General features: G+C 48.0%; 20 protein-coding genes. 18 read left to right on the top strand and 2 right to left on the bottom strand.

The annotated features are described in order from the left end of the window. Window positions 1-190 precede the first annotated feature (190 nt). The 15 genes from ADS79_RS16565 (at window position 191) to ADS79_RS16495 (ending at window position 19,388) form a co-directional block, all read left to right on the top strand. Window positions 191-2,089 (top strand): serine hydrolase domain-containing protein, encoded by a 1,899-nt coding sequence (locus tag ADS79_RS16565; RefSeq protein ID WP_049739526.1) that lies wholly within the window; start codon window positions 191-193, stop codon window positions 2,087-2,089. Window positions 2,090-2,466: 377 nt separating this feature from the next. Beyond that, entirely contained in the window at window positions 2,467-3,060 is a 594-nt protein-coding gene (locus tag ADS79_RS16560) for a TetR/AcrR family transcriptional regulator (RefSeq protein WP_049739525.1), read from the top strand. Between the two features lie 90 nt (window positions 3,061-3,150). Then, entirely contained in the window at window positions 3,151-4,650 is a 1,500-nt protein-coding gene (locus ADS79_RS16555; RefSeq protein ID WP_049739524.1) for an ABC transporter substrate-binding protein, read from the top strand. Next, a complete protein-coding gene (locus ADS79_RS16550) occupies window positions 4,647-5,774 on the top strand; it encodes an alpha/beta hydrolase family protein (RefSeq protein WP_049739523.1) in 1,128 nt (375 codons plus the stop codon). The genes ADS79_RS16555 and ADS79_RS16550 overlap by 4 nt, the downstream gene beginning before the upstream one ends. After that, the gene (locus ADS79_RS16545; RefSeq protein WP_049739522.1) at window positions 5,768-6,694 is read left to right on the top strand and encodes an ABC transporter permease; all 927 of its coding nucleotides are present in this window, start codon (window positions 5,768-5,770) and stop codon (window positions 6,692-6,694) included. Before ADS79_RS16550 ends, ADS79_RS16545 begins: the two co-directional genes overlap by 7 nt. Before the next feature lie 64 nt (window positions 6,695-6,758). Further along, window positions 6,759-7,640 (top strand): ABC transporter permease, encoded by an 882-nt coding sequence (locus ADS79_RS16540; RefSeq protein ID WP_201783410.1) that lies wholly within the window; start codon window positions 6,759-6,761, stop codon window positions 7,638-7,640. Between the two features lie 12 nt (window positions 7,641-7,652). Continuing rightward, window positions 7,653-8,651, top strand: coding sequence for an ABC transporter ATP-binding protein (locus ADS79_RS16535; RefSeq protein ID WP_049739521.1), 999 nt, complete (start codon window positions 7,653-7,655; stop codon window positions 8,649-8,651). Next, complete coding sequence (locus ADS79_RS16530; protein WP_049739520.1) at window positions 8,638-9,606, top strand: ABC transporter ATP-binding protein; 969 nt, start codon at window positions 8,638-8,640, stop codon at window positions 9,604-9,606. Before ADS79_RS16535 ends, ADS79_RS16530 begins: the two co-directional genes overlap by 14 nt. Window positions 9,607-9,648: 42 nt before the next feature. Next, window positions 9,649-11,952 (top strand): S9 family peptidase, encoded by a 2,304-nt coding sequence (locus tag ADS79_RS16525; RefSeq protein WP_049739519.1) that lies wholly within the window; start codon window positions 9,649-9,651, stop codon window positions 11,950-11,952. A 349-nt stretch (window positions 11,953-12,301) separates the two neighbouring features. Beyond that, window positions 12,302-14,317 (top strand): alpha/beta hydrolase family protein, encoded by a 2,016-nt coding sequence (locus tag ADS79_RS16520; protein ID WP_049739518.1) that lies wholly within the window; start codon window positions 12,302-12,304, stop codon window positions 14,315-14,317. Window positions 14,318-15,050: 733 nt separating this feature from the next. Beyond that, window positions 15,051-15,770 (top strand): response regulator transcription factor, encoded by a 720-nt coding sequence (locus ADS79_RS16515; RefSeq protein WP_084765940.1) that lies wholly within the window; start codon window positions 15,051-15,053, stop codon window positions 15,768-15,770. A 1-nt stretch (window position 15,771) separates the two neighbouring features. After that, window positions 15,772-16,707, top strand: coding sequence for a sensor histidine kinase (locus ADS79_RS16510; protein WP_049739517.1), 936 nt, complete (start codon window positions 15,772-15,774; stop codon window positions 16,705-16,707). Between the two features lie 155 nt (window positions 16,708-16,862). Further along, window positions 16,863-17,786 carry an ABC transporter ATP-binding protein gene (locus ADS79_RS16505; protein ID WP_049739516.1) on the top strand — a complete coding sequence of 308 codons (924 nt, stop codon included), beginning with the start codon at window positions 16,863-16,865 and terminating at the stop codon, window positions 17,784-17,786. Next, on the top strand, window positions 17,779-18,471 hold the full coding sequence (locus ADS79_RS16500) for an ABC transporter permease (protein WP_049739515.1): 693 nt from the start codon (window positions 17,779-17,781) through the stop codon (window positions 18,469-18,471). The genes ADS79_RS16505 and ADS79_RS16500 overlap by 8 nt, the downstream gene beginning before the upstream one ends. A 101-nt stretch (window positions 18,472-18,572) precedes the next feature. Then, window positions 18,573-19,388: a DUF4097 family beta strand repeat-containing protein gene (locus ADS79_RS16495; protein ID WP_049739514.1), complete on the top strand. Its 816-nt coding sequence runs from the start codon at window positions 18,573-18,575 to the stop codon at window positions 19,386-19,388. 373 nt (window positions 19,389-19,761) lie between these two features. Here ADS79_RS16495 and ADS79_RS16490 read toward each other — a convergent pair whose 3' ends face one another. Beyond that, window positions 19,762-20,001, bottom strand: coding sequence for a hypothetical protein (locus ADS79_RS16490; RefSeq protein ID WP_049739513.1), 240 nt, complete (start codon window positions 19,999-20,001; stop codon window positions 19,762-19,764). Window positions 20,002-20,384: 383 nt separating this feature from the next. Between ADS79_RS16490 and ADS79_RS16485 the strand changes: the two genes are divergently transcribed. The 3 genes from ADS79_RS16485 to ADS79_RS16475 are packed head-to-tail and all read left to right on the top strand — an operon-like array spanning window position 20,385 to window position 24,009. Continuing rightward, a complete protein-coding gene (locus tag ADS79_RS16485; RefSeq protein ID WP_049739512.1) occupies window positions 20,385-22,709 on the top strand; it encodes a xanthine dehydrogenase family protein molybdopterin-binding subunit in 2,325 nt (774 codons plus the stop codon). After that, the gene (locus tag ADS79_RS16480) at window positions 22,696-23,529 is read left to right on the top strand and encodes an FAD binding domain-containing protein (RefSeq protein WP_049739511.1); all 834 of its coding nucleotides are present in this window, start codon (window positions 22,696-22,698) and stop codon (window positions 23,527-23,529) included. The genes ADS79_RS16485 and ADS79_RS16480 overlap by 14 nt, the downstream gene beginning before the upstream one ends. A 3-nt stretch (window positions 23,530-23,532) precedes the next feature. Next, window positions 23,533-24,009: a (2Fe-2S)-binding protein gene (locus tag ADS79_RS16475; RefSeq protein ID WP_049739510.1), complete on the top strand. Its 477-nt coding sequence runs from the start codon at window positions 23,533-23,535 to the stop codon at window positions 24,007-24,009. A gap of 266 nt (window positions 24,010-24,275) precedes the next feature. Here ADS79_RS16475 and ADS79_RS16470 read toward each other — a convergent pair whose 3' ends face one another. Then, window positions 24,276-25,289, bottom strand: coding sequence for an FUSC family protein (locus ADS79_RS16470; RefSeq protein ID WP_049739509.1), 1,014 nt, complete (start codon window positions 25,287-25,289; stop codon window positions 24,276-24,278). Window positions 25,290-26,513 lie beyond the last annotated feature (1,224 nt).

Raw genomic sequence — 26,513 nt, 5'->3', positions numbered from 1 at the left:
CGCGCCTTACTACTTACGTGACATTGAAAATCTTGTATGTCTAGATACTGGAGTTTTGGCAGAAGCGGTTCTTTCCTCATAGAGGCGAAAGTGTTACCATCGAGGTTAAATCCAGAATATTCAACTGCGGCTCCAGTAAATGATGCTGTCATATTAAAATATCAATATACTAATGTGAAAGAGGGATTGTATGGGAATTGGATTTTGTATGGAAAAAGATTTTTCTTTGCACATGCAACGCTATTTACAGGAAAAAGTATCTGCCAGTGGAACCGCTGCCAGTGTAGCGATTATAGGCGGAAACCATGCTGCCGCCGCGGCGGTTGGAAGAAGCCCAGATGACAACTCGCCTGTCACCATAAACGATCGATTTGGAGTCGCCTCTGTTTCCAAGGTTTATTGCGCCATGGCGGTGCTGAAGCTTGTGGAACAGGGGAGGCTGGCTCTGGATACTCCAGTTGTGGAATATCTGCCTCGTTTCACCATGCGGGATCCCCGGCATCGCAGCATCACACTGCGGATGTGCCTAAATCACTCGTCGGGCTTGCCGGGGTCTTGCGCCAGAAATGATATTACCGCCCAGTGGCTTTTTTCCAATTGCTATGACGAGCGATATGACTATTTTTCTAAAGCCTCCCTCAAGGCAGACCCCGGAGCCTTTTCCACCTATTGCAATGATGGGTTTAGCTTGGCGGAGATGGCGGTTGCGGCAGTTGCGGGCAGAGAATACATGGATTTTATCAGGGAATATATAACCACCCCGGCGGGAGCAGGCTCCACAGGCGACGGGAACCCTGCTAACGGATTGAAACAGGCGATCCATATGAAGAACTGCCCCGCGGAATATGTCACGGCGATAGGTTCTGGGGGAATCGTAACCAATCTTCTCGATTGTGCCAGAGTGGGGCACCTGTTCCTAGATGCCTGTGGTATCCTGGCGGATGAGAGCATCCAGGAGATCGCAAGGCCGCAGGGTATGCTCCTTGCGGAGGATCAGGGACTGGGCTGGGACACGGTGAATTTTTTACATAAAGAGTTTGATTTTGGGCCCGGCGCGCTGGGCAAGAGAGGGGGGACTGTTCAATATGCCGCTTATCTTCTGGTAAGCAGGGAATATGGATTCTCAGCGGCGATTTCCACCACCTCAGATACGCAGTTGGATCCCCTGGACATTCTTTGTGAATTATGTGCCCAATATATTGAGATGCGGCAAAATCGAACGGCACGCCGGAAGCCGCTGCTGAAGCCAGAAACGGTTACTTCCCACGAAGTCCACCTAGAGAGGTTTCAAGGAGTTTTTATGTCGGCAAGCGCCATCTATCGGGTTGCTACGGGCAGGGATTTCATCACGGTGGAACGGTATGAGCGCTGTTCGGGGTGGATTCCCTATGTAGAAAAAGCGGTGTACTTTGGGGATGGGTTTGTATCTGACGACGGGGTGCTGCGCTTCCGGGAGCAGGGGGGCAGGCGCTACCTACTGATCGAGACGGCCTCAGAGACCATGGTGATTGGGCAGAAAGTTGATTTGGAAGAGACTCCCAGCCTCCATGAGAAGTGGAGGAACAGAACGGGGAAAACTTATCTGGCATGCAACATGCATCCTGGCGATTACCAGCCTGCAGGAGGACTGATCATCGAGCAATTCGAAGGGAGCGGCATTCTGCTGTTTCATTGCAGCCCTTACTATACCGTACCGGTCATAACCCGAAATGACAATGAGACAGGACACATTTTGGATGCTCCCGGATACCCTGGCTCCCACAACACCTTCGCGCCTTTTGCATTTGAAAGGGATGGCAGGGAGCTGATTTACAGCGGCGGGTTTGAGTATGTGGATTCGGATACCCTTGTATTTCTGAAGAATGGACGCATTGTATCTGACAAGCCATGCAGTAATCTGGTCTACAAAATTGCAGCGGGGAAAAAACTCCAGATCGCCAAATCCTGGTCTGTGCGTGTCATGATGCTGAAAAATGATTTGAGCATCCATTATGATGAGCTTTTACATCAGGATATGCCCCTTACCTGTGACGGATATATCGTGTTTGCGGGTGTTGAACCGTTGGACATTTCCGTCAAGCTAGAATAAGGAGAAGTAGCTGCATCCGTCGTTGTCGAAATCGGAGCTGTCAATTCCATCAAGCAGCAACAACAAGCAACAACAAGCAATCGTGGAATATGGTTCGTATCGTGGTTTCTTAAGAGATCACTGTCCGCCTGCCATTGGAAAACGATTCACTGTTGTTGCTTTTTTCATTCGATTTTTATGAAAAGCTTCGCCCAAAATGCAAAAAGGACGATTATCGATACCTAAAGCTCATATGCCGAATTAAAGGCCTAAAGAATTGTCGCTATTCATAAATCGAGCTGATATTTGTTGATTAATTTTCATAATTATTCTACAATATGATAAATTCACAATCTATGGATATTAAAATTATCATTTTGGAATGGAGTTATGAAAAAATGCCTAAGAAAAATTTCGAACTACTTTCGGATGAAAAAAAAGAAGCAATCTTTTTATTGGCAAAGGATTTGTTCAGCGAGTATTCGTTCGATGAAATCTCGATGGAGATACTCACCGATAAGCTTTCATTGCCTGCGGCGACATTCTATCGTTATTTCAAAGACAAAGAAGATCTATTTATCACGTTTCTGAACTGGTACGGCGACTATGACGAACTGTCGGAAGACTTCATCCGCAATCCCAAAGAAGAGAAAGGCGAAAGATCCCTGGCGGACCGTCGGCTGATTCATACGATACGCAACGCACCTGAAAGCACGCTCCTAAAGCTCTATTTCGGCAAATACAAAGATGCGACAAAAAGTGTCTTTTTAAAGGAACTTCTCAAGCTGAAGTATGGGGGAATGCTGCGAGAAGATATTGACCCGGATTTGATCGCCTACATGTACGGCACTACCATGTACAACCTTCAGCTCTATTTCAGGGAGATGGGGCTTAATTCACTGGAGGATGTGGAGCTCTGTTCCGAAATCGCGCGAAATTTCTATCAATCCTTTTTCAGGTACGGCATTATGAAGCCTGATTCCGCTGAATGACAAACACGCCATCCTGGAAGTTTGGATTAGCCTTGCCAACTTGCTTCGATGGAAGCCGTTCTAAAATAAGCTAATGTGGAGGGCATATTTATGAAAAGATTACTGGCAATCCTGCTATTTATTGCACTTGTAACAGGTCTGGGTGCATGCAGCAAGCCAAGCGTCAGCAGAGATACCTTGACTTACATTGCTTTTGCGCCAAGTGATTCGCTGGTTCCACTGGATATCGGTCTTTGCGAGCCCAATGTGATGCATGCGATCTATGACGGACTTGTAAAGATGGATACCGACGGCAATATTGCCCCAATGCTGGCGAAACGCTGGGACGATACTGGAGAAAAAACGGTTTTCTATCTGGACCCAAATGCGAAATTCCATGACGGTACCCCAGTGACGGCTGACGACGTCATATTCTCATTGGATTTGTTTTTTAAGGGCACTTATTCCTACGGCTTCAAATCCCGCATTGCCTCCTATGAGAAAAATGACGATCATACCGTTACTTTTTACAAAACGGCGCCATACGTCAACCTGTTCACGTTCGGCATCGAAAACATCTTTATCATTCCCAAGGTAGTCTATGAAAAGGATCCCGCCGCATTTGAGAAAGCACCTGTGGGCAGTGGCCCTTACAAGTTTGTCTCGAAGGATAACGGCGGGACGATCACGCTTAAGGCCTACGACGGTTATCACCTCGGCAAAGCCGAGGTGGAGAACATTATTGTTAAACCACCTGTTGACCCTTCCACTGCCGTCATTGCGATCCAAACAGGCGAGGCCGATATGTTCATGGGCGCGCCTATCAGCCAGCTGTCGGTATTCGACAGTAACGACAAGGCTGAGGTGGTTCTGGAGAAAAATTCATGGTCCGCCAATACGCTCCTTCCCCTCAGCAACAGGCTGGCACAGGATCACAATCTTCGCAAAGCCATTTTTCACGCAGTGAATCGCGTAAACGCCGTCGCCCTCGCCAATGAAAATATCGGTGATCCCGCCGTGAACCTGTTCGCTAAACGCCTTATGGGAGATTTTGCGGATAAATCCTATGGTCCGCTATACGACGAGAAGCTGGCAAAGGATTACCTGAGCAAGTCCCACTATGACGGGAGTCCCATTACCATAACAATTTGGCAGGAGACCGCTCTGGCCGAATCCGTTCAGAGCGACCTGAAGAAGATCGGTATCGATGCAAAGATTGAACAGTTGGACGGCAACGCTTGGTTTGACAAGCTCGAGAAAGGTGAACTGGAGTTGACGATTGTGCCGTACGGCTCGTTCTCAGGCACCCTGGAATCCATGCTGATATCCATGAGTAGCACAGGGGCCAATTACGGCGAGCATATGGATAAAAATACGAATTATGATGCTTTAATCAAACAGATGCAGACCGAAACGAACGAGGGGAAACGCAAAGAGTTAATTGGGAAGGCACTTGAAATCCTTTATGAGCGCGCTGATGTTAGTAACCTTTTCGATACACCCTTCGCCTATATCATTAACTCGGATTTTGACTATAACAGTAAGGCAGGCGCCGGAAGCCTATGCCTGTACTTTGGTGATATCAAGCTGAAAACGGGAGCGCAACGGTGAAGCGCATCGAGCTGCCCGGACCCGCCGGGAATTACCCGGTGGGTCTGAGGCACACATCGTATCCATTCTCAATTGAGAATATTTCGACTCCGCTCTCGTTGACCATTTACTATCCGGCTGTAGATAGCGCAGGTGCACCAGCTGCTTACGCGTTCCCACAGGTACTAGAGCCCATGGGACTCGATCGGGTGGATACCAAATGCCTCAAGGACGCGGCGCTTTCAGGGGATGGCCCGTTTCCTCTGCTGATATTCAGCCATGGTTACCTAACGTATGAGATGAGCAATACGTTGCTATGCACGGACCTGGCAAGCTTTGGTTTTGTGGTGGCGTCCATCGGGCATACCGGAGAAGCGTCAGTGATGCTGCCTGACGGTACATACATCCCCAAGGAACAGAAGTATATCGATTACGTATTTGAGCCCCAAATGCTCGACATGGCGGAAAAGCTTCTGAATGAAGTGGCATGTGTACAGGAAGGGACAGCTTTTGAAAACGAACTTGCCGAACTTGCGGCTAAATTTCACGCCATTCACAACGGCAACCTCAACGACAGCGCAGATATATGGGAGAGACATACTCTGAAGGCGGCGGAATATCTTGACACCCTGAATGCCGATCCCACCAGCTTCCTGTACCGCGGGGTGGATTTCACCAAAGGCATTGGGCTGGGGGGACATTCCTTCGGCGGCGCCACGGCGGCGAACTGTTGCGCCGCTTATGATTTGTTTGCCTGTGGCATCAATATGGACGGCGCACAGCTGGGCAGTAGCTTTGGCAAGGATATCGGCAAACCCTTTATGACGTTCAGCGGAACCGACGGAGGCCGGATACTTCGGGATATGTACCGGCGAAACTCCGCCGACGCCTATCGGATCAGCATCAGCAACGTCGGACATATCGGATTTACCGACCGGGGGATCATCGGGAAGCTTGCCGGAAAAGTATATCCGGCTGTTGGGGAAAAGGATCCGGAGCAGGTACGCGCCATCCTCTGCGACCTCCACCTTTCGTTTTTTAAGAAATATCTATTGGGAGAAAAGATCGAGATTCAAGCCCCGGGTGACGTTGACGTGGAGTTTCAACTGAAACCGGGCCGGAGAGGAGGAGAACTGTCATGCTGAGATACACGATAGGAAGAATTCTTCACATTATACCGACCTTGATCGTCGTTATTTTCATCATCTTTTTCATTCTAAACGTTGTTCCAGGAAATCCCGGGCGCGTTATCCTGGGGAAGGACGCCGATGCGAAAGCGGTCGCAGAGTTGAATCACGAGCTTGGAATGGACAGGCCGATGCTGGAACGTTTCGGAACATACTTACTGGACGTGTCAAAGCTTGATTTTGGTGATTCATACCGCAGCGGGCGGCCCGTCTTTGAAGAAATATTTGCCAAGTTCTCGACGACACTCACCCTTGCGCTGCTGGCGGTTGTTGCAATGTCCATCATCGGCATTCCCCTGGGAATTGTATCGGCAGTCAAGCAATACAGCGTCCTCGACTACAGCCTAACCGTTACAGCGCTGCTGCTGGCTTCCGTGCCGGGCTTTTTCCTGGCACTTGTGCTTATCCTGATTTTTTCACTAGGGCTCGGCATACTTCCCTCGATGGGAGCAGGCTCCCCGCTGCATTATGTGCTGCCGGTCATCACCCTTGCTCTGCCAAACGCGGCTTTTCTGGCCCGGCTGATCCGAACATCCATGCTGGAGACGATGCGGCAGGACTATATCCGCACCGCCAAGGCCAAGGGGGCAGGAAAGCTGCGGGTGATTATGCGCCATGCCCTCAAACCCGCGCTGATGCCGATTATCACCGTACTGGGGATGACATTTGCCTGGTTGCTTGGAGGAGCGTTGATTATCGAGATAATCTACGGCCTTCCGGGTATTGGCAATATCATCATCAAAGCTGTGCATATGAAGGATACTCCGGTCATTATGGCCGTCACTATTTTTCTGGCGGTGTTGTACAAGCTGATAATGCTTGCCGTGGATATCATTCAGGTCGTAGTGGATCCGAGACTGAAAAATCGCTTGGGTTGATGCTAGATGAATGACCTCCGACCTAGCATGGGCAAGGAGACCAGATTCTTGAAAGAGGAAAGGAATGATCACTGCTATGAATCAGCCCTCATTAGGAAAGCCGATTTCACCCACCGCAGACATGTGGCATCGGCTTAGGCGCAACAAGTCTGCGATGTTTGGACTCATTGTAATCGCTGTCATCATCGTTGCCGCGATCATGACGGAGTTTGCCGTCAGCTACAGCACTGTAATTGAAACCAATCCCGCCCAGCGGCTGCTCAGCCCAAGCGCCAGTCACCCCTTCGGGACGGATGATATGGGTCGCGATATCCTGGTGCGCGTCCTCTACGGCGCCAGATACAGCCTTGCCTTCGGCATTATCTGCACCATTCTCTCAGTGGTTTTCGGCTCGATCCTAGGGGCAGTGTCTGCCTTTTTCGGCGGTAAAGTGGATGCGGTCATCACCTTCATTCTGGATGCCGTCATCTGTATTCCGGGCATCTTGCTGTCACTCAGCCTTGTCGCCGTGCTCGGAGTAGGATTCCAAAACCTGATCATCGCAATCACTATTTCGTCCATCCCCAGCTTTGCCAGGATTGTGCGCTCCATTGTGCTCTCCGTTGTGGGGCAGGACTATATTGAAGCAGCGCGGGCCATAGGTGTCTCAAATGCGCGCACAATTTTTGTGCACGCTCTGCCCAACGCCATCGGGCTGATTATTGTGAACGCCTCCATGAACGTGGCCGGGCTGATCATGGCTGCCGCCGGACTGAGCTTCATTGGAATGGGAATACAGCCGCCGGACCCAGAATGGGGCGCCATGCTGAGCAACGCGCTCAAGTATATGCGCACCTACCCGCATATCGTCGTTTTTCCGGGATTGGCCATTGTACTCACAGCAGTCAGTTTCAACCTGTTAGGGGATGGCCTGAGCGAGGCGCTTGATCCCCGTATGAAGGAATAGGGGGTGTGGACTTTGGATAGTAACAACCTGTTGGAAATCAAGGATCTCGAGGTCGTCTATACAAGCGGCAAAAGTACGGTGCAAGCGGTCAACGGCATCAGCCTGAGCCTTGGGCGCAAGGAAACGCTGGGACTCGTTGGGGAGACCGGCGCTGGCAAGACCACCATCGCACTGTCCATATTGCGGCTGCTTCCGGAACGCACGGGCAGGATACTGAACGGCTCGGTCACCTTCGACGGCGTTCCAGTGCTGGAGCTGGGCGAAGCGGAGATGCAGGCAATCAGGGGGGGAAGAGTTTCCATGATATTCCAGGATCCCATGACTGCGCTGAATCCCGTCATTCCAATCGGACAGCAAATAGAGGAAGCCCTTTTCCTGCACAATGTCGATAAGCTGGATTCCAAGGCGCTTGGGGAGCGCATCAATGAAATACTGGGGCTGGTTGGTATTCCGCCTGAAAGGAAAAAAGAATATCCCCACCAGTTCAGTGGTGGAATGAAGCAACGCGTCGTGATTGCAATGGCGCTTGCCTGCTCCCCCGAGCTGTTGATCGCCGACGAGCCCACAACCGCGCTTGACGTCACTATTCAGGCCCAAGTGCTGGCTATGATGGAAGAGCTCAAGCACCGGTTGGATATGAGCATGTTGATGATTACCCACGACCTCGGCATAGTCGCGAAAACCTGTGATAAGGTCGCGGTGATCTATAGCGGGGAGATTGTGGAATATGGCACCTTTGAAGACTTTTTTGTCGGAGAACGCCATCATCCCTATACAGATGGGCTGTTTGGCAGTATCCCGGATATATACGGAAATGTAAGACGGCTGAGGCCAATAGAGGGCATGTTGCCTGACCCGACAGACCTGCCCGCTGGCTGCAAGTTCCATCCGCGATGCCCGCATTGCATGGATATATGCAAAACCGTTTTACCGGTCGCTTACATCAATGGGACTCATGCTGTAAAATGCCATATATTTGCATCGGAGGAGGGATATCATGGGGAATACTAATCCGATTTTGCTAGAGACAATTGGACTGCAAAAACATTTCAATGTGGAAAGCGGCAAGCTCCATGCCGTAGACTCAGTCGACCTGCGGATAAAGGCGGGGAGCACCTTGGGTATCGTGGGTGAATCGGGCTGCGGCAAGACAACGCTCGGCCGTACGATCCTAGGGCTTGCGCCCGCGACAGGCGGCCAAATCCTTTTTGAGGGACAAGATATCACCAATTGCGACGCCCGCAAATTCAAGGCGCTGCGCAAAGAGATGCAGATTATCTTTCAGGATCCCTACAGCTCCATCAACCCGCGCCATTCAATCAAGAAAACCATTGCCGAGCCTCTGCTGGTGAACGGGATCATCCGGGACAGGAAGCAAAGAGAGTCCCGCGTTCTGGAGCTTATGGAAACCGTTGGGCTGTCCCAGCGGCTCGAAAATAGCTATCCCCACGAGCTGGACGGCGGAAGGCGCCAGCGCGTCGGCATTGCCCGCGCACTGGCGGTACATCCCAAATTTATCGTATGCGACGAGCCGGTGAGTGCATTGGATGTGTCGATCCAGGCGCAGGTGCTCAATCTCCTGATGGATTTGCAGGAGAGCCTGAGCTTGACCTATCTGTTTATCACTCATAACCTGAGCGTTGTACGCCATATATCAACAGAAATTGCTGTTATGTATCTCGGTCAGTGCATTGAGCGCGCGCCCTCTAGGGAGCTGTTTGAACACCCGCTTCACCCCTATACAAAAGCTCTTATTTCCGCCATACCCGTCGCATCGGCAAAGGCTAGGGAAACACCAACGGAGATTATTAAGGGAGAGCTGACAAGCCCGATTAATCCGAAGCCCGGCTGCCGGTTTGCCTCGAGATGTCCTTATGTTAAAGCTGAGTGTACCGGCAAAGATATCCCGCTGCGCGATATGGGAGGGGAGCATTATGTGTCATGCGTGTTACACGGGGGCGTATAATTATGAAGCTTTTGGCAGAATTTTGGATTAGGAGGTGGGTGAGTGCTTGAAGCATATAAGCGAGCGGCAAGGATATACGCTGCCAACAGAAAGAAACACGTTCTGAACGAGCGCGTAACGGAGCATTGGATCAAGGGGAGCCGGGATTTCTGGTTTGCCAAAGACGTGTCGTCCTGCGATGGAATAGGGACGGAATATATGCGTTACGTGCATGAGGATATGGCTCTGTACAGGCTTTTCGACCATGTGGCATTTGCTGAGGCACTCGGTGTGTGGCATGAGAATGCGAAGCCATTGGAGTTGCCCGTGAATATCCATGGGGTTGACAGGAAAACCATGTATTTCTCCATAAACGGGGAGGAGGGTGAGTTTTGCTATGAGCTGAAAGGCGGCATTGTCAAAAAGCAAGAATATCCGCTCTATGATCAATATGAAGCAACCTCTCCCGATTTTAGGTATTCAGTCTACACAGACGAGGGCAACATCTTTTGCAGGGACAATAGTGCGGGGAAAACTACACAATTGACTACCGATGGCAGCGATTTGCAGCCCTACGCATGCCGGTACCAAATGATTAGCGAGAAGCTGATCAGCAAAGAGCCAAGGATTTTGCCCCTTGGTTTAAAGTGGTCGCCGGATTCCAAACGCTTTCTGACCTACCGAACGGATACCCGCGGGATCAGTCGGTTGCATCTGATACAATCGGATCCTTTGAGCAAAACCCCCGCTCCGGTGGAAGTCAGCTATCCTTATTCCATGCCGGCGGACGCGGAAATCCTGACAGCGCATGTATATCTGGTAGATGTGGAGAGCAAGCATTTCCGGCCTGTTTTGCTGGATGGACAGCCCCTGACTCTTTTTTCGCAGGCGATGTTCGACGCCAAAAACGACCAGCTGAAGTGGACGGGAGATGGCAAGACAGCGTACCTTGTACGCTATGACCGTTACTTTAAAAAAGCGCAGGCTGTCCTGATTGACATGGAAGCCTGTACCGCGCGCATAGCCGCTGAACAGGTTTATGAAACCTTCGGGTTTACAGAATACTTTGGATTTGCTTCACAGGAGATATTCAACGATCCAGGGCTTCTTTACCTGCCGGAAAGCGAAGAGCTGATCTGGCTGCTTGAGAGGGACGAATGCGCCTCCCTATTTCTCATTGACGCCGCAGACGGCAGGATAAAGCGCGACCTGACCCCAGGACCTTATACTGCCAGGCGAATGAGGCACTACAATAAGAATACAAGGACGTTGTATTTTACCGCCTCCGGCCGGGAGTCCGGTATCGACCCCTATTATCAGCTTTTATATGCGGTAAATCTCGATAGTGGACAATTGACAAGAATCAGCGAGCAAACCGCCGAACACATTCCTCGGTTCAGCCCTGACGGGGGCTATTTTATTGACACCTATTCCACCGTTCAAGCTGTGCCTGAAACTTTTGTGTGTCGGCCAGACGGTACGCCCATCACAAAGGTGGCCGAAGCGGATGTCAGCCGCCTTGTGGAAAAAGGGTATATAGAACCCGAACCGTTCCGGGTATTGGCCCGAGATGGAGTCACGCCCATCTACGGTATCATGGTCAAGCCCTTCGGCTTTGATCCCAATAAAAAGTATCCTGTTGTGGACTATATTTACGGCGGAAGCCAACGCATCAATACTCCCAAGGCGTTTCAGTTCCACGAGGTTTTTGATATGGATCCCATGGGAGGCCTGCAAAGCTTAGCCCAACTCGGGTTTATCGGCATTATTGTCGATGGCCTGGCAACCCCGCTTCGCACAAAGTCGATACACGATATGGCCTATGGTAAGCCAGAGGAATGCTGCGGCATTGAGGATCATGTCTGCGCTCTGCGCCAGCTTGCGGAGCAATATAGTTGGGTCGACTTGGACCGAGTCGGTATATGGGGCAGCTCGGGGGGCGGCTACGCCACAGTGCGTGCAATGCTACAATTCCCCGATTTTTTTAAAGTGGGGGTATCCCTCAGTGGCGACCATGATCAGGCAAAGTACCATACGCATTGGGGTGACCGCTGGGTAGGTCCCTATTCGGAGGTGGCGTACCACAACCAGGCAAACCGCAACTTTGCCAGGAATTTGGAGGGGCGTTTGCTGCTGATCCATGGCGATATGGACGACAATGTGCATCCTTCGGCAACCATTCAGCTGGCAGCAGCCCTGATCCATGAAGACAAGGATTTTGACATGCTGCTCTATCCCAACGGCAGCCACTTCCTCGATCAGTATCCCTATGTCACGCGGCGCAGGTGGGATTTTTTTGTTCGTCATTTATTAAGGGAAGAGCCGCCAAGAAATTTTTCGATGGAACAAGTGGGCAACACAGTTTGAAAAGGAGCGGATAAAATGGATGGTATGCCTCGATATGCCACACTTTCCCCATCGGGGAATACCACCGTTGTGATTGTGGATTGTGTTGATGCGGTTCAAGAGCTTCCCTGTCGCAAAAGCGGATGGATTTGCTAGGCGTGGGGCAGGTGGATTTTATGTGTCACCACACAATGCCTTCGCATAGGGCTCCTCCAGATGATGGGAGGAATTTGCGGTAACGTCACCCACAACATGGGAGTGAACGACGACCTCTATCTGAACTGGTTCTATTTTTAATATGTTCATGAGATTGAAATAAAAAAACACTTTAAATAGATTTGACTTTATTATGCAAGGAGGCGACTCTCTTATGAAGAGTCCAAGCATTGACGATATCATACAGTACCGGTTCCTCTCCCAGCTGAAGTTTTCCCCTGCGGGCGGGCAGTCAGCACATGTTGTGTCACAGGCAGACGATGACAACGGTTACCGGCATGAGCTGTGGCTGTGCAGCGCCGCCGGCAAGCTGCTGCGGCTGGCTGAGACCGGTAGGCAGAAGCTCTTTGCCTGGGAGGATGCGGATACTCTACTCTTTGCCGCCGAACGCTGCGAGAAGGACCGCGCCCGGAAGGACCGAGGCGAGGTGTTCACCCGCTTCTACCGCCTTTGCATCCATAGCGGCGAGGCGGTATCTGCCTTCGAACTGGGGCTAAGCGTCATGGACATCCGCCCGGTGGAAAAGGGCCTTTGGCTGGTGCTGGGGGAATATAACAGGAACCACCTGGCAGTGGATGGGCTGGAGTTCAACGAAAAGGAGGCGCGGCTCGACGCGCTGCGCAAAGACCGCGATTACCAGATCATCGACGAGGTTCCCTTCTGGTCCAATGGCCGAGGATTTACAAATGGTCTGCGCCGTGGCCACTACCTGTACGACGAGGCCGCGAATACTCTTACGATGGTCAGCGCTCCAAACCAAGAGGTAGAGATGCATGCACTTTCGCCCTGCGGGCGGTACATCGCCGGCGCGGGCCGCGAAATGGACGGCGTCTACTCTGAGAAGGCCACGCTGTGGGAGTACGACCGCGCATCGGGGACCACCACACGGCTTTCCGTTGGGCGCTTCCACATCAGGGGCGTGACTTACGCAGATGGCGATCTTCTGTTCTGCGGTGCGGAGGGAGCAGCCTATGGGCTCAAGGAAAACGGCGGCTTTTATCGCGTTGACAGGGCAAGCGGCTTTATCCACCTACTGGCGGGGTATGACGCCACCATCGGCTTGCCAGTGAACAGTGATTGCCGCCTGGGCGGTGGAACAATCCTCAAAGCCCAGGGCGGGCACCTGTACTTTACCTCCCTCCGGGGATATGTGTGCGGCCTTTACCGCATGCACCTGGACAGCGGAGCTATCGAGGCGGTGTATGACGAGGCCGGCAGCATTGACTGCTTCGACATCAGCGGCGACGCGATCCGCTGTATTTCCCTGACCGGGCAGCGCCTGCAGGAGCTCTATGCGCTAAAGGACGGCGTGCTGGAGCGTCTCTCTGGCTACAATAAGGCGGCGTATGAGGACATGTGGCACACACAGCCTGTACACCACACCATCACGGACCAGGACGGCTTCGTCTTCGATGGCTGGGTCCTTCTACCGCAGGATTACAGCCCGGAGAAGCGATATCCTGCAATCCTGCACATCCATGGCGGACCCAAGACTGCATTTGGCGATGTATATTTCCATGAGATGCAGGTATTGGCGGCGCAGGGCTACATCGTCCTCTACTGCAATCCCCGGGGCAGCGACGGCAAGGGCGACGCCTTTGCCGACATTCGGGGAAAATACGGTGGAATCGACTATAAAAATCTAATGCAGTTCCTGGACGAGATGCTGCTGGCCTATCCCGCCATCGACAGCGCGCGCCTCGGCGTGACCGGCGGTTCCTACGGTGGCTTCATGACCAACTGGATCATCGGACACACCAACCGCTTCCGCTGTGCCTGCTCCGAGCGCTCCATCTCCAATTGGTTTAGCTTCACCTACATCAGCGATATCGGCTACTACTTCGGCACGGATCAGATGCAGGCGGACGCGTGGAAAAATCCCCAGAAGCTGTGGGAGCACTCCCCACTGAGATATGCGGACAAGGTGAAGACACCCACGCTGTTTATCCACTCAGACGAAGATTATCGTTGCTGGATTCCGGAGGGCTACCAGATGTACACCGCGCTGCGCCTTCATGGAGTCGAGGCCCGCATGTGCGTCTTCCACGGTGAGAACCACGAGCTGTCCCGCTCGGGCAAGCCGGCCCAACGGCAGCGGCGCATGGCCGAGATACTACAGTGGATGAACCGCTACCTGAGGGAGGGCGGGGAGCAAAATGAACAGGAATGAACTATAACTCGCGGACTGCGAAAAGATTAACCGGCAGCGAAACGGGAGTACAGGATGAAGAAAGTATATCGTCCATTTGCGATTGATGGCATCTGAGTTCTGCCGTATCTCGTATTGGAGAAACGGTTAAACATACTTGAACATTCGTCCCGTTTTACGCTTGCGTACGGTCTCATATCCCGAATTTGTTGAAAATGATTTGTAGGAAGAGAAAAGCGAAACCGAGTTGCAGACAAACTTGGTTTCGCTTTTTGCCATAATAGCTAGATTGCGCCTGCCTTAATGGTTACACCAAAAACGTGTGCATATCCGTTTACTTCTGAAGATTGGCCTGAAGTAGTGAGCTACTTTGAGCACATGGTTGTAGGTAAAGCTTGGGCAGAATCTAGCTCTTGTAGTGTTAATTAAAACTGTTAACAGGCGACAAGCAAATACAATTTACACGATCATGTCGATAATGCTTTATAAAGCTAAAATATGCACTTCATTCACTTCATTCTTTGTTCTCGCCATGTCGATCACTCTTTCCACAAAGTAATCTCTACCTAATGGAAAGAATTAGTTGTTAACAGCGTAAATTCCTTGTATGAATGGATAGGTTATTTTCAGCCGTCTATCTAGTATTATTACGCGAACGGTCTTATCTCGCTTTGGGATAATCGGATTATAACAAACTTACGGTACTTTTTTGTTATACTAATGAATTGAAAAGTCATAGCAAGCGTGGAGAGGATTGATCGTTATTAATCATTCGATATTCATTATGGAAGATGATCAAGCCATTGTAGAAATGGTTGAGACTTATTTAACGAAAGAAGGATATGCGGTGACCGTTGCCGGGGATGGCGATGAGGGACTTCGGAAATTCGAGCAGGCGCAGGGGCGATTTGATCTGTTACTCGTCGATCTTATGATGCCCAAGATAGATGGAATGGAAGTCATCCGTCGCATTCGGGCTTACAGCCATGTGCCGATCTTGATTATGTCCGCGAAGGACAGCGACATCGACAAGGCGTTAGGCCTCGGGTTCGGTGCAGACGACTACATTGAGAAACCTTTCTCGATGATCGAATTGTCTGCGAGACTGAAGGCGATCATCCGGCGGGCGACGAAATACGCGAGCGTCGAGACGAACTTTGCGCCGAAGCATACAATCCTGAACATGGGCGATTTACGGATTGAATTTGATAATTACGCCGTCTTCAAGCACGAAGAGCCTATAAAATTGACATCCAAAGAGTTCGAGATTCTGCGACTACTCGCAGCGCATCCCAATCGCGTCTTTACGAAAGCACAAATTTACGCGAAGGTATGGAACGATGACTATTACGGCGATGAGAACGTCATAAATGTTCATATGAGCAGGCTGCGGGACAAGATAGAAGATAAACCGTCAGAGCCGCGGTATATTAAGACGCTATGGGGCATTGGCTACAAGTGGGAAGGTCGCTAAGATGACGTTCATTCTATTGATGATGATCGCGATTCTTATCTGTATAGTCATGTATCAGGCTGTTAATCGCGTGGGCCACCGCAAGCAATTGCGCCGATTGCGATCAGAGATCGAACGCATATCATCCCTCGCTACCCATGAGAAGTTATTGCTCATGACGACTGACCGGGAGTTCAAAGCGCTGCTGATAGAGATCAACCGGCTCTTGGAGGCGCAACATCAGATGTCCTCAAACTATGCCAAAATGGAAATATCGATGAAAAAGATGGTATCGAATATTTCGCACGATCTGAAGACCCCCTTAACCGTCGTACTGGGTTATATTGAGATGCTCCATCTCGATCCGGCGATGCAAGCAGATGAGCGCGAACGTATGCTGGGCAAAGTGTATGTCAAAACCCAGGAGACGTTGGGGCTCATTCATGATTTCTTCGATTTGGCTAAGCTGGAGTCCGGGGATCAAGATATGCCGATGACCCGAATTCTCATGAATGAACGTTGTGGCAAGACGATTCTGGCTTATTACGACATTCTTGCGGAGCAAGGTTACCTCGTCCATATCGAGATTCCGGATCAACCGATTTATGGCTTCGGTAATGATGAGGCGCTGCATCGCGTGCTGAACAATCTGATCTCGAACAGCATTCAATATGGCAATCACGGCAAGCAGCTCGGTTTGACCCTCCGGGAAGATGAATCTTCTGTCTATGTGGATATATGGGACAGGGGAAAGGGTATTGATGCTATGCATATCGATCATGTGTTTGAACGGATGTATACGCTGGAAGATTCGCGGAATAAGTTCTATCAAGGCAGCGGACTGGGACTTACCATTACGAAGCGGTTGGTGGAGAGTATGGGCGGGTCTATTCACCTTCGCAGCAAGCCTTATGAGTTAACGGTATTTACCGTTCAATTGAAAAAAGTACATTACTAGCTCATGCATTGAGGAGGGTTAACTCATTTCATGAGTTTTTTCATGAGCATCATCGCACATAGCGTCAGCTTAAGAAATTCGTAAGAGTGAAGTAAGAAAAAAGAAGATTACGTTCTGTAAGATATCGTTATGAGAGAGCGAGAGGTGAAAAGAGTATGGAGCATATAGTACGAACGAATCGATTGACCAAGGCTTTTCAAGGAGAGAAAGTCGTCTCGAATGTCAATATGAATATGAAGAAAGGCGAGATCTACGGATTCTTGGGTCCCAACGGCGCAGGAAAAACGACAGTGATAAAGATGATTACGAATCTCGTCAAACCATCGAGTGGGGAGATCGAGATATTTGGAGAGAAGCTAATGCCGAATTCCTATCATCTTCGGGGACGCATGGGAACAATTATTGAATACCCGGTGTTCTATGATAAGCTGACAGCCCGCGAGAATCTGGAGCTGCACTGCGATTATATGGGGTACTACAACAAAAAGGCGATTGATGAAGCGCTGGAACTTGTGAATCTGGTCGATACGGGCAAGAAGAAAGTAAAGACCTTCTCGCTCGGGATGAAACAGCGCCTGGGGATCGCCCGCGCTATTACAACCAAACCGGAACTGCTTATTTTCGACGAACCGATCAATGGTCTCGATCCGCTAGGAATCAAAGAGTTAAGAGACGTATTCCGCATGTTGTGCAAGGAATATGGCACGACGCTATTGATCTCCAGTCACATTCTAGGCGAGATCGAGCAAATTGCGGATACAATTGGCGTCATTCAAGGCGGTCGGTTACTACGAGAGATTGCGATGGACGAAATTCGTGGTGAGACGACGAATTACATCGAGATCATGACGCTGGATTGCAACCGAGCTGCTTATGTCTTAACGGATAAACTTCAATTGAACAATTTCCGAGTCATCGACAATCAATTCATACGAATCTATGACCAGCATATGGCCCAAAGCGAAATTGCTAAAACCTTGATCATGAATGAAGTGGTTATTGATTCGATTCATAAACGAAGCGGCTCATTAGAGGATTACTTTTTGCAAGTGTTAAATGGAGGTGGAGTACGTGCTTAATTTGATGAAGCTGGAGCTAAGAAAATTTAAGATCATGGGGTATATTCGCAGCGCTGTGATAGCTACTCTGATCATTTTCGGATTCATGATGTTGATGAGCTATTCGCCGAAGATGTACGGCATAAACGTATTTGAAAATTATAGCAGGGTGTTTTCTATGATAGATGTATTTGTGAGAGGGACATTTATTATTTTCGCGGCCGTCTTGCTGGGGCGATTCGTCATCGATGAGTTCAATCATAAGACGATTACCGTCTTGTTCATGTACCCGATCAAACGTCATAAAATCATTGCGGCTAAGCTTATGGTCGTGATCACGTTCACCTTTCTATGTATCGTGGCTTCCATGATTATTTTGAGTACGTTGTATTTTGTCATCAACTCATTCACACATTTCGTATCGGATGAACTGACGCTGACGCTCGTGTTGCAGCACGCTGGGAAATTAGGCTTCCATGCGCTGGCGGCAAGCTTCATGGCGCTGATTCCGCTCTACTTCGGGATGCGCAAATATTCTATTCCGACGACCATTGTATCCTCCATCATCATCGTATTGCTGACCTGCTCGGACAGTGGCGGATTCAGCTTGAATGACGTTATTATCGTTCCAATTCTGCTAGCCGCGATTGGCATAGCGGTTGGATACATGACGATTCGCAAAATTGATCAAATCGACATTCGTTAACTAGGGAAAGTATATTTGATATTTTTAGGCGATTCCAATGATCATTCCTGATAATTGGTTAATCAACACATCTAATGCAGAAAAGAAAGGAAGATAAACATATGAATAACAACATGAAGTTAGCAATGATTCTCCTGGCCGCTGCTAGTATCGGACTCGCCGGATGTACGAAAGAATCCTCCGCCACTAGTACATCAGGTTCGTCACAGCAAGACTCTACTATACTGACGAACACAATTGTGAATTCAGAAACATCGGATATTAAAAATGTCTCGAATACATTAAAAGGGGATATTTCTCAAATAGATGTAAAGAACATTCATTCTCTAAAAATTCAGGGTACCGCTGCTATAGTTACAGTCATAGGCGACAAACAAATCAATCAAGCACAATGGGAATTTTCCAAGGGAAATACAAAAGGAATGGATGCCAACGTGACTACGTCGATCCAAGATGGAACATTACAGATTATGCTTAAACAGGAACAAAAGAAGATCATAAATACGGAGCCATTGCCATCCTTAACGATACATCTTCCTTATAAAGACTTCAAATACCTTGAGATAGATAATGAATTTGGCAACATATTCGTTGAGTCAGAATTGTCGGTCCAACATTTAAATGTGAGCAGCATTGCCGGCAACATCACTGTAACGGATGTAATTGGCATGGAAAGCAGTAACATATCTACTAACGTTGGTAACGTCGAATTCGCTCTACCTGATCAATCGGCACCTCTATATGTAAATCTATCAACAAAACTAGGCAATATCGATAATCAGGTTCCTCTTGAAAAAGCAACAAATACCACAACTGTTGTTTCCAAAGAACTCCATGGATATGTGGGTGAGGCTCAATCTGAGAGTCCAACGCTCAACATTTCCACACAGGCGGGCGAAATTCTGTTCAAAAATTAAGTGTCATCAACGTACCAGGCTTGCCATAATCATGATCAGGCCTGGTATTGTTAGCAACCATTTTTAGTTCAACGGACTGAAAAATACAAAAAGTATACATAACCTTACCGAAAGTGAGGGGCAAGAAATAACGTCTATCATTGATAAATACAATGCTAGTGGGGATTGGCATGTGCATCTAGATGATACGGATGCCATTGGAATAAAAAAACGGGCTGGCAAATGCCCGGCCAGATCTGAGGGAGATCACCGCCATTTTAGACCAGAAGCTGTAGAAGAAAACGACGCCATACCGGACAGATTTGCTGATAGCAGTTTTGGGCTGTACTGGCGAAATGGTGAACAGGAGTCGGGGCGATGCTGCGCCGGCTCTTTAATGGGATGCCCCCTTTTCATTTCCTCTTTTGAAATTCCCCGTTACCTTAGCCATCACAAGCTGTTTCTCTTTGTGATTGCGTGCTTGCTCCATCTTGACCAAGAACTTCTGAGCTTCTTTCTCCTTAAGAATAGTCACTTGCTTTCCGTACCAGTCGATAAAAATCGTATTGTTTTTCGATACCCGGTAACTGAAAACTTCTTCATCCAATCGACTTTTTTTATCGATATTCTCCAAACCACTCACACCTTCGAATTGTTTGTTTTCAGACTTCCTCGACGATCCAACAGCTTTGCTAAACCATGTGATTCTATGAATGAAATGGTTGTTTGAAAGCGTTAGGTACTTGTTTAACACGTTTTTTCTAAAAATAGCGGCATTCCCATTAATCAAAAAAGAAGGTCAGTATTGCTAATTCAGAAATTTATCCCATCTGCACATTAGTGATTACCCACAGGATATAGAGCAGTAATCAGGTAAAGATTAACAATTGAGACGACACCAATGGGTGCTACAGCTGGGTTACTTTTTAAATAATACGGACAATTAGTCTTGTGTATATATAGGCTATGAAGAATCCGAGCGTTGCAAACTCACTACAGTTAAAGGCGGGAGTCTACATGCAACGATCCATTGGGAAAAGCATTCCTAGGAAGGAAACATGGGATAAAGTTACAGGGACAGCTAAATATATCAACGACAATTCGACACGAGGGCTCCTACATGCCAAAATTGCCATCAGTCCGCATGCTCACGCTAACATAAAATCAATCGATTTAACAGAGGCAATGAAAATACCAGGTGTCAAAGCGATCATAACAGGACAAAATTATCCGATACTGACAGGGTCACCACTAGAAGACCGCCCACCAATCGCAATAGACAAAGTAAGATATTTTGGAGAACCCGTCGCACTAGTTGTCGCTGAACAAGAATATATTGCAGAGATGGCGGCTCTCCGAATCAAAGTGGATTATGATCGATTACCGGCAGTCCTTTCTCCGAGGGAAGCTTTGCAGAAAAATGCCTCGCTTGTACATGAGCGTCTTGGCGAGTACAAGCGTCATGAAGAGGTTTATCCTGAGCCTGGAACCAACATCGCGAACCGGACCAAAATACGTAAAGGGAATATGGTGGAAGGTTGGAGAAACTGCCATCATACCGTAGAAGTCGAGGTCACTTTACCACAGTCGGACCACGCTGCGATGGAAATGAGATGCAGTATGTCACAGATTATGCCAGACGGCAAAGTAATCATCCATTCCACTTCACAATCGCCTTTCGTCATCCGAAGGGCAATCAGTCAATCGTTTCATATTCCTCTACATAAAGTGATCGTTCATACACCCTTGGTCGGTGGAAGCTTTGGTGGAAAAGCCGCGATTCAAATGGAATTTCTAGCTTTTTTGGCTTCCCATGCGGTAGGTGGAAAAGCTGTAAAATTGGTTAACTCCAGGGAAGTGGACATGATCTCTTCTCCTGTACATATCGGGTTGGATGCCAAAATCAAGCTAGGCTGTACCCGTGATGGAAAACTGATGGCTGCTGAAATTTTGCATCTGTTTGATGGCGGAGCGTATTCGGATCGGGGTGTGGTTATGAGCCAGGCGGGAGCCGTCGATTGTACGGGGCCATATCGCATCGACAATGTACATTGCGACTCTTTATGTATGTATACGAATCATCCTTACTCTACCTCATTTCGAGGATTCGGCCATCCAGAACTAACTTTCGCCATAGAAAGGGCGATGGATTTATTGGCGAATCAGGTAGGTATGGATCCTTTGAAATTTAGATTTTATAATGCAATACGACCGGGAGATACTTCCCCGACGCAAACCATGTTGAATAGAAGTAATTTAGGCAATTTGCCCATGTGCATTGCAAAATTAAAAACATTAATCGATTGGGACGATCGTCCTTCACGGGTATCTAATGATCACCTTATCAAGGCAAAAGGGGTGTGCTGCTTCTGGAAAAATTCAAATACGCCAACCGATGCCGGAGCTGGAGCTGTTATTGTGTTTAATGAAGATGGAAGCGTAAATCTGCTTTGCGGTGCAGTAGAAATAGGTCAGGGGACGAGGACGGCACTGACTCAGCTGCTGGCAGAACGTTTGCAGATGAATGAGGAAATGATAAATATCTCGTCAGAAGTCAACACCGAAGTTGATCCCCATCATTGGAAAACGGTGGCGAGCCGCAGTACTTTTTTAGTTGGCAATGCGATTCTGAATGCAGCCGATGATGCCATCATTCAGTTAAAAAACTTAGCAGCAATCGTTTTGCATTGCTCACCGAAAGATTTACAAGTAGGAGGAGGCAGGGTTTTCTTTAAGAATCATCCCGATAGAGGGATACCCATTGGGAAACTCGCTAACGGCTATAGATTCCCAAATGGGAATACGATCGGAGGGCAAATTATCGGCCGCGGAAGCTACGCGATGCGGAATTTAACTTTATTGGATGCAGAAACAGGAAAGGGCAATCCCGGCCCGGAATGGACGGTTGGTGCTCAGGCAGTAGAAGTAGAATTAAATACCAAAGATTACACGTACAAAATTGTTAAAGCAGCAACGGTCATCGATGCCGGCAAGGTGATCAATCCAGAATTTGCACGTAGCCAAATTACAGGTGGCATGAGCATGGGCCTAAGTCTTGCTAGTCGAGAAGCTTTTTTATTCAATGAAAAAGGCGCCATAATAAATCCGCAATTTCGAACCTACAAATTGATTCGTTTTGGGGAGCAGCCACAGTACGACGTTGATTTCATTGAGACACCTCATTTGGAAGCACCCTACGGATTGCGAGGTATCGGGGAACATGGCTTGATCGGCATGCCTGCAGCATTGGCAAGTAGCCTAAGTACCGCCGCTGGTGTAGAGTTTAATCATTTGCCTCTCACGCCCGAGATGATCTGGAGGACGATCCATGATTCCGTTTGACTTTGATTATTACCAACCATCTTCCATTCAATTAGCTGTGGAATGGTTTCAGTTTCTGCAACAACGGGGGAAGAATCCGTTGTATTACGCCGGAGGTACGGAAATCATCACATGGGCTCGAACAAATTCTATTCATCCGGGTGCAGTAATTGATTTAAAATCCATTCCGGAGTGTAATGTAATGGAAATAGAGAACGATAAACTAGTTATCGGAGCTTGCGTCACATTATCGGCATTATCCGCGGTGAATCTATTTCCACTGCTCAGTGAAACGGCAAAGGAAGTTGCTGATCAAACAGCGCGGAATACGATTACATTCGGAGGTAACATTTGCGGCAAAATTTATTACCGGGAAGCCGTGCTACCGCTATTGTTGACCAACAGCAAAGTGATTATAGCAGGAATGCGAGGGACAAAAGAGGTTTCTATTAACAAAATATTCACACAACATTTAAGGTTAGAACGTGGTGAATTTCTTGTTCAGACCTTAACAGACCGAAGTTATTTAGCACTGCCTTTCGCTCATTACAAAAAAAGGCAGATTGGCAACGTTGGCTACCCTCTTGTTACGATAGCTGCTCTCAAGAAAAATAACCGGATTCATACTGCATTCAGTGGTGTTTGCCCATTCCCGTTTCGATCCGTAGAAATGGACCAGGCGATAAACGAATCCTCAATCCCTTTAGCAGCTAGAATTGAGAACGCGATCAGTAAATTACCTGCTCCAGTACTAAATAATGCGGAAGGTTCCGCGCCTTATAGGAAATTCGTACTTAAACAAACGATTGCTGACTCGATACAAATATTAGAAAGGGAGTGAAGCATGTCATCGCTCGAGACTGCCTTGTATCCAATTGAATTCAAAGTCAACGGTGAGAATCGAACCATTCGCGTAAGAGCGGCAGAAATTCTCTTATTTACGCTTCGAGACAACCTCGGACTCACAGGAAGTAAATCCGGTTGCAATAATGGCGACTGTGGCACGTGTACGATATTGGTAAACGGCATAACCATGAAATCTTGCCTGATGCTCACAGTGGAAGCTCACGGAAAGCATATTACTACGATCGAAGGTTTGACGAACTCACTGGTACAAAATGCTTTTGCTCATAATCAGGCATTCCAATGCGGTTACTGTACTCCAGGTTTTATTGTGAACTGTGAAGGGTTACGGAATGTTCACCCGCATGCAGATGAAGAAACCATCAGGGTTTGGTTAGAATCCAACATTTGCAGATGTACGTCCTATGAAGAAATTCACAATGCAGTGAAGGACGTTTTTACACCGAAAAAGATCTGAAGGTGCTGGCTACCTTTCATAAGCCTAAGGAGGGAAGAGGTTGGACGAAATACATCGTATTTTGGAATCCGTTCAACGTACCGGTCTAAGAAGCGTACTAGCGACGATAACCCATGTGAAAGGAAGCGCCTATCTTCCATTGAGGTCAATGAGTTTGGGTTAATGATGCTTTGGCGGCTGCCCTACGTTCAGAATTGGATGATGCTGCTATGAATGATCGATTTTACCAGCCCGGATCTATTCGTGGATGTGGATTTTGCTGAAGATTATCGGGATTTAGTAGGACTCTGGAAATCTTGAGTCACTTGTTCAGAGTTCATATATAAGGCAGCTGGGTATAGATAGTTTTTCATATCGACGGGGACTTTCATTTGCATGGCAGATACCTTGGAAGTGGAGCTAGAAGTTCCGGATTCACCCAAGCCATTATTCCATTCCTTAACAAGCTTGGCTAGCTCGCTTACATGATCATTCCAAATTTGTTGATTCTCTTTCGTGAAACTGCCACTTTCGGACCATTTGGCAAAAACTCGTATCATGTCAGCAAGATTGGAATATCCAGACCGAAGCAGTTGCATTTGCCGAGTCAGTTGTTTCATTGTATCACGTTTTTTGGTGCCAAACGGATTGTAACGCAAGCTTTGCTCCGCTTTATCTAACTCGGTTGTCGCCTGATGAAGCTCCTGAAATAGCGATTTTTGCAAAGCATGAGCTGTATGGGAGGGACAGCCTTCTTTAATCCAAAGAGCAGTATTGGTAAATTGATTGGATAGATGATTTGCTAATTGGTCCAACTTATTTCGGGCTTTGTTAACGGAATCCGGTGGGAATAACAAAAGATGGATTACAATAGCGACTATCGCTCCAATAATCGTATCGCGTATCCGATCAAGGGGATAGCTCGGCATTTTGCTTTGAAAATACATGACCATTAAAATGCTGAGTGCAACTTGAACAAAGATAGCATGATTTACATTCAAGCACGTTACGAAGAGAGCTGCAACAAATAAGAAGAGGCCAATACTCCAACCGTTTATGCCGATAAAAGGCGTTATCAATACAGTAAAAAGGACGCCGGCAATGGTTCCTAAAACACGCTGCCAAGCAAATTGAATGGATTTATCAACCGTTAATTGAATAGATAAGATGACCGTGAGAGGAGCAAGGTACGGGTGTTTGGACCCAGCCCATTCAGCAAGTTCCCATGATAGTGCTGACGCTATCGGGATTTTCCATACAATCCCTTGGTTTTTGATAAAATCCATCAATTTTTCATTCATTTTGTTCGCTCCTTCTTACGTTATCCATACATTTTGACTCCTCCGATGGATGATTATCCGTGTGAGCTAGTGGATAACGGAGCACCCTTGTCGTTTATCCAAGGTATGCTTGGTTGAGAGATGCATCGACCACTCAACTAGATTCCTTATCCGATACTCAAATCGAGACCGCGCGGAATCTTGAAAATTGTTGCAGACCAAGTGATAAGGTAGTTTATAACAGCGAATTTACACATCGGGCCTGGTGGTCCTCAGTCAAGGAGCAGTTGCTCGATACCCTGCAGGATTTGTACCGGCTCGGTGGATGCTCGATATCGCCTTATGAGTCAATAATCCGTCTACCAGGGGAAAGAGTTCGGTCCCTCTCTGAAATGGAGTGTCGCTGGGAAAGAATACACCAGTTAGATGTATTATTGTATAAAGGCCCATCAATTATTAAAGCTAGAGGACTCCTGAGATATTTGAAGATAGCGTTAATCTGCAATCAATATCACTTTGAGACATAGGGGATTTTTTGTTGCCCAGCAACAATATCTTCGCTTTTTTTGTAGGTGAGCGCTAATGACTACAAACAATTGACTATCCCTCGGAGCAGGATGCCACGACGGAAAACCCTCCTATCACGTTTGAAGAAGCTGTCGCATCACTTGCAACAGATACAAGTACGCGTGTTCAGAAAAAAGGAGATATACAGGTCGCACCGCTACGTGTCGATTTGATCAGTAAATATTCAGTTCTATCTACGGATCCAGGAAAAATTGCCAGAAACAATTTGGAAAAGGCTAGCATAGAATTAGAAAAAATGAATAGAGCAAATGTCTACGCGTTGTACAGTATTTACCAAAGTTATGAGGACGGGTATAAACTTTTACAAACAAGTAAGAGGGCGCTCAAACTTGCTAGTGAGAACTATACGAGGATGATTATTCAATTTAAACAGGGGCTTTTAGGTACCGCAGAAGTATTGCAGGCGGAACAAGATTTAGCTCATCTAGAGAATCAATACGTAGAGGCAGAACATAGCTTTAATCAAGTGAAATTAAATTTTCAGTAATAGTAAATGTGCTCTCATTTATTTCGTTATACGTAATAAACACTTTTTAATAGAAACGCCGTACATAGTGGTGTAAGCTGTGACGGGGGAAGCAAGAATGCGGGTTGGAGTTAAGCCCATTGTGGTATCTCGCCCATACCCAAGGGTGGGCGAGATTGTAGTTAATCTGA

Origin of the sequence: Brevibacillus reuszeri (genome assembly GCF_001187725.1) — a bacterium.
In the GTDB taxonomy this organism is placed as follows: domain Bacteria; phylum Bacillota; class Bacilli; order Brevibacillales; family Brevibacillaceae; genus Brevibacillus; species Brevibacillus reuszeri.
The sequence above is the reverse complement of the archived record's forward strand: the minus strand, read 5'-3'. Positions and strand labels throughout refer to the sequence as shown.

Excerpts from the sequence above, each read along its gene's own strand:
- ADS79_RS16560 (WP_049739525.1), top strand. The coding sequence starts at position 2,467 with ATGCCTAAGAAAAATTTCGAACTACTTTCGGATGAAAAAAAAGAAGCA.
- ADS79_RS16520 (WP_049739518.1), top strand. The coding sequence starts at position 12,302 with ATGAAGAGTCCAAGCATTGACGATATCATACAGTACCGGTTCCTCTCC.
- ADS79_RS16470 (WP_049739509.1), bottom strand. The coding sequence starts at position 25,289 with ATGAATGAAAAATTGATGGATTTTATCAAAAACCAAGGGATTGTATGG.
- ADS79_RS16530 (WP_049739520.1), top strand. The coding sequence starts at position 8,638 with ATGGGGAATACTAATCCGATTTTGCTAGAGACAATTGGACTGCAAAAA.
- ADS79_RS16475 (WP_049739510.1), top strand. The coding sequence starts at position 23,533 with ATGTCATCGCTCGAGACTGCCTTGTATCCAATTGAATTCAAAGTCAAC.
- ADS79_RS16480 (WP_049739511.1), top strand. The coding sequence starts at position 22,696 with ATGATTCCGTTTGACTTTGATTATTACCAACCATCTTCCATTCAATTA.
- ADS79_RS16555 (WP_049739524.1), top strand. The coding sequence starts at position 3,151 with ATGAAAAGATTACTGGCAATCCTGCTATTTATTGCACTTGTAACAGGT.
- ADS79_RS16510 (WP_049739517.1), top strand. The coding sequence starts at position 15,772 with ATGACGTTCATTCTATTGATGATGATCGCGATTCTTATCTGTATAGTC.
- ADS79_RS16495 (WP_049739514.1), top strand. The coding sequence starts at position 18,573 with ATGAATAACAACATGAAGTTAGCAATGATTCTCCTGGCCGCTGCTAGT.
- ADS79_RS16545 (WP_049739522.1), top strand. The coding sequence starts at position 5,768 with ATGCTGAGATACACGATAGGAAGAATTCTTCACATTATACCGACCTTG.
- ADS79_RS16505 (WP_049739516.1), top strand. The coding sequence starts at position 16,863 with ATGGAGCATATAGTACGAACGAATCGATTGACCAAGGCTTTTCAAGGA.
- ADS79_RS16485 (WP_049739512.1), top strand. The coding sequence starts at position 20,385 with ATGCAACGATCCATTGGGAAAAGCATTCCTAGGAAGGAAACATGGGAT.
- ADS79_RS16540 (WP_201783410.1), top strand. The coding sequence starts at position 6,759 with ATGATCACTGCTATGAATCAGCCCTCATTAGGAAAGCCGATTTCACCC.
- ADS79_RS16565 (WP_049739526.1), top strand. The coding sequence starts at position 191 with ATGGGAATTGGATTTTGTATGGAAAAAGATTTTTCTTTGCACATGCAA.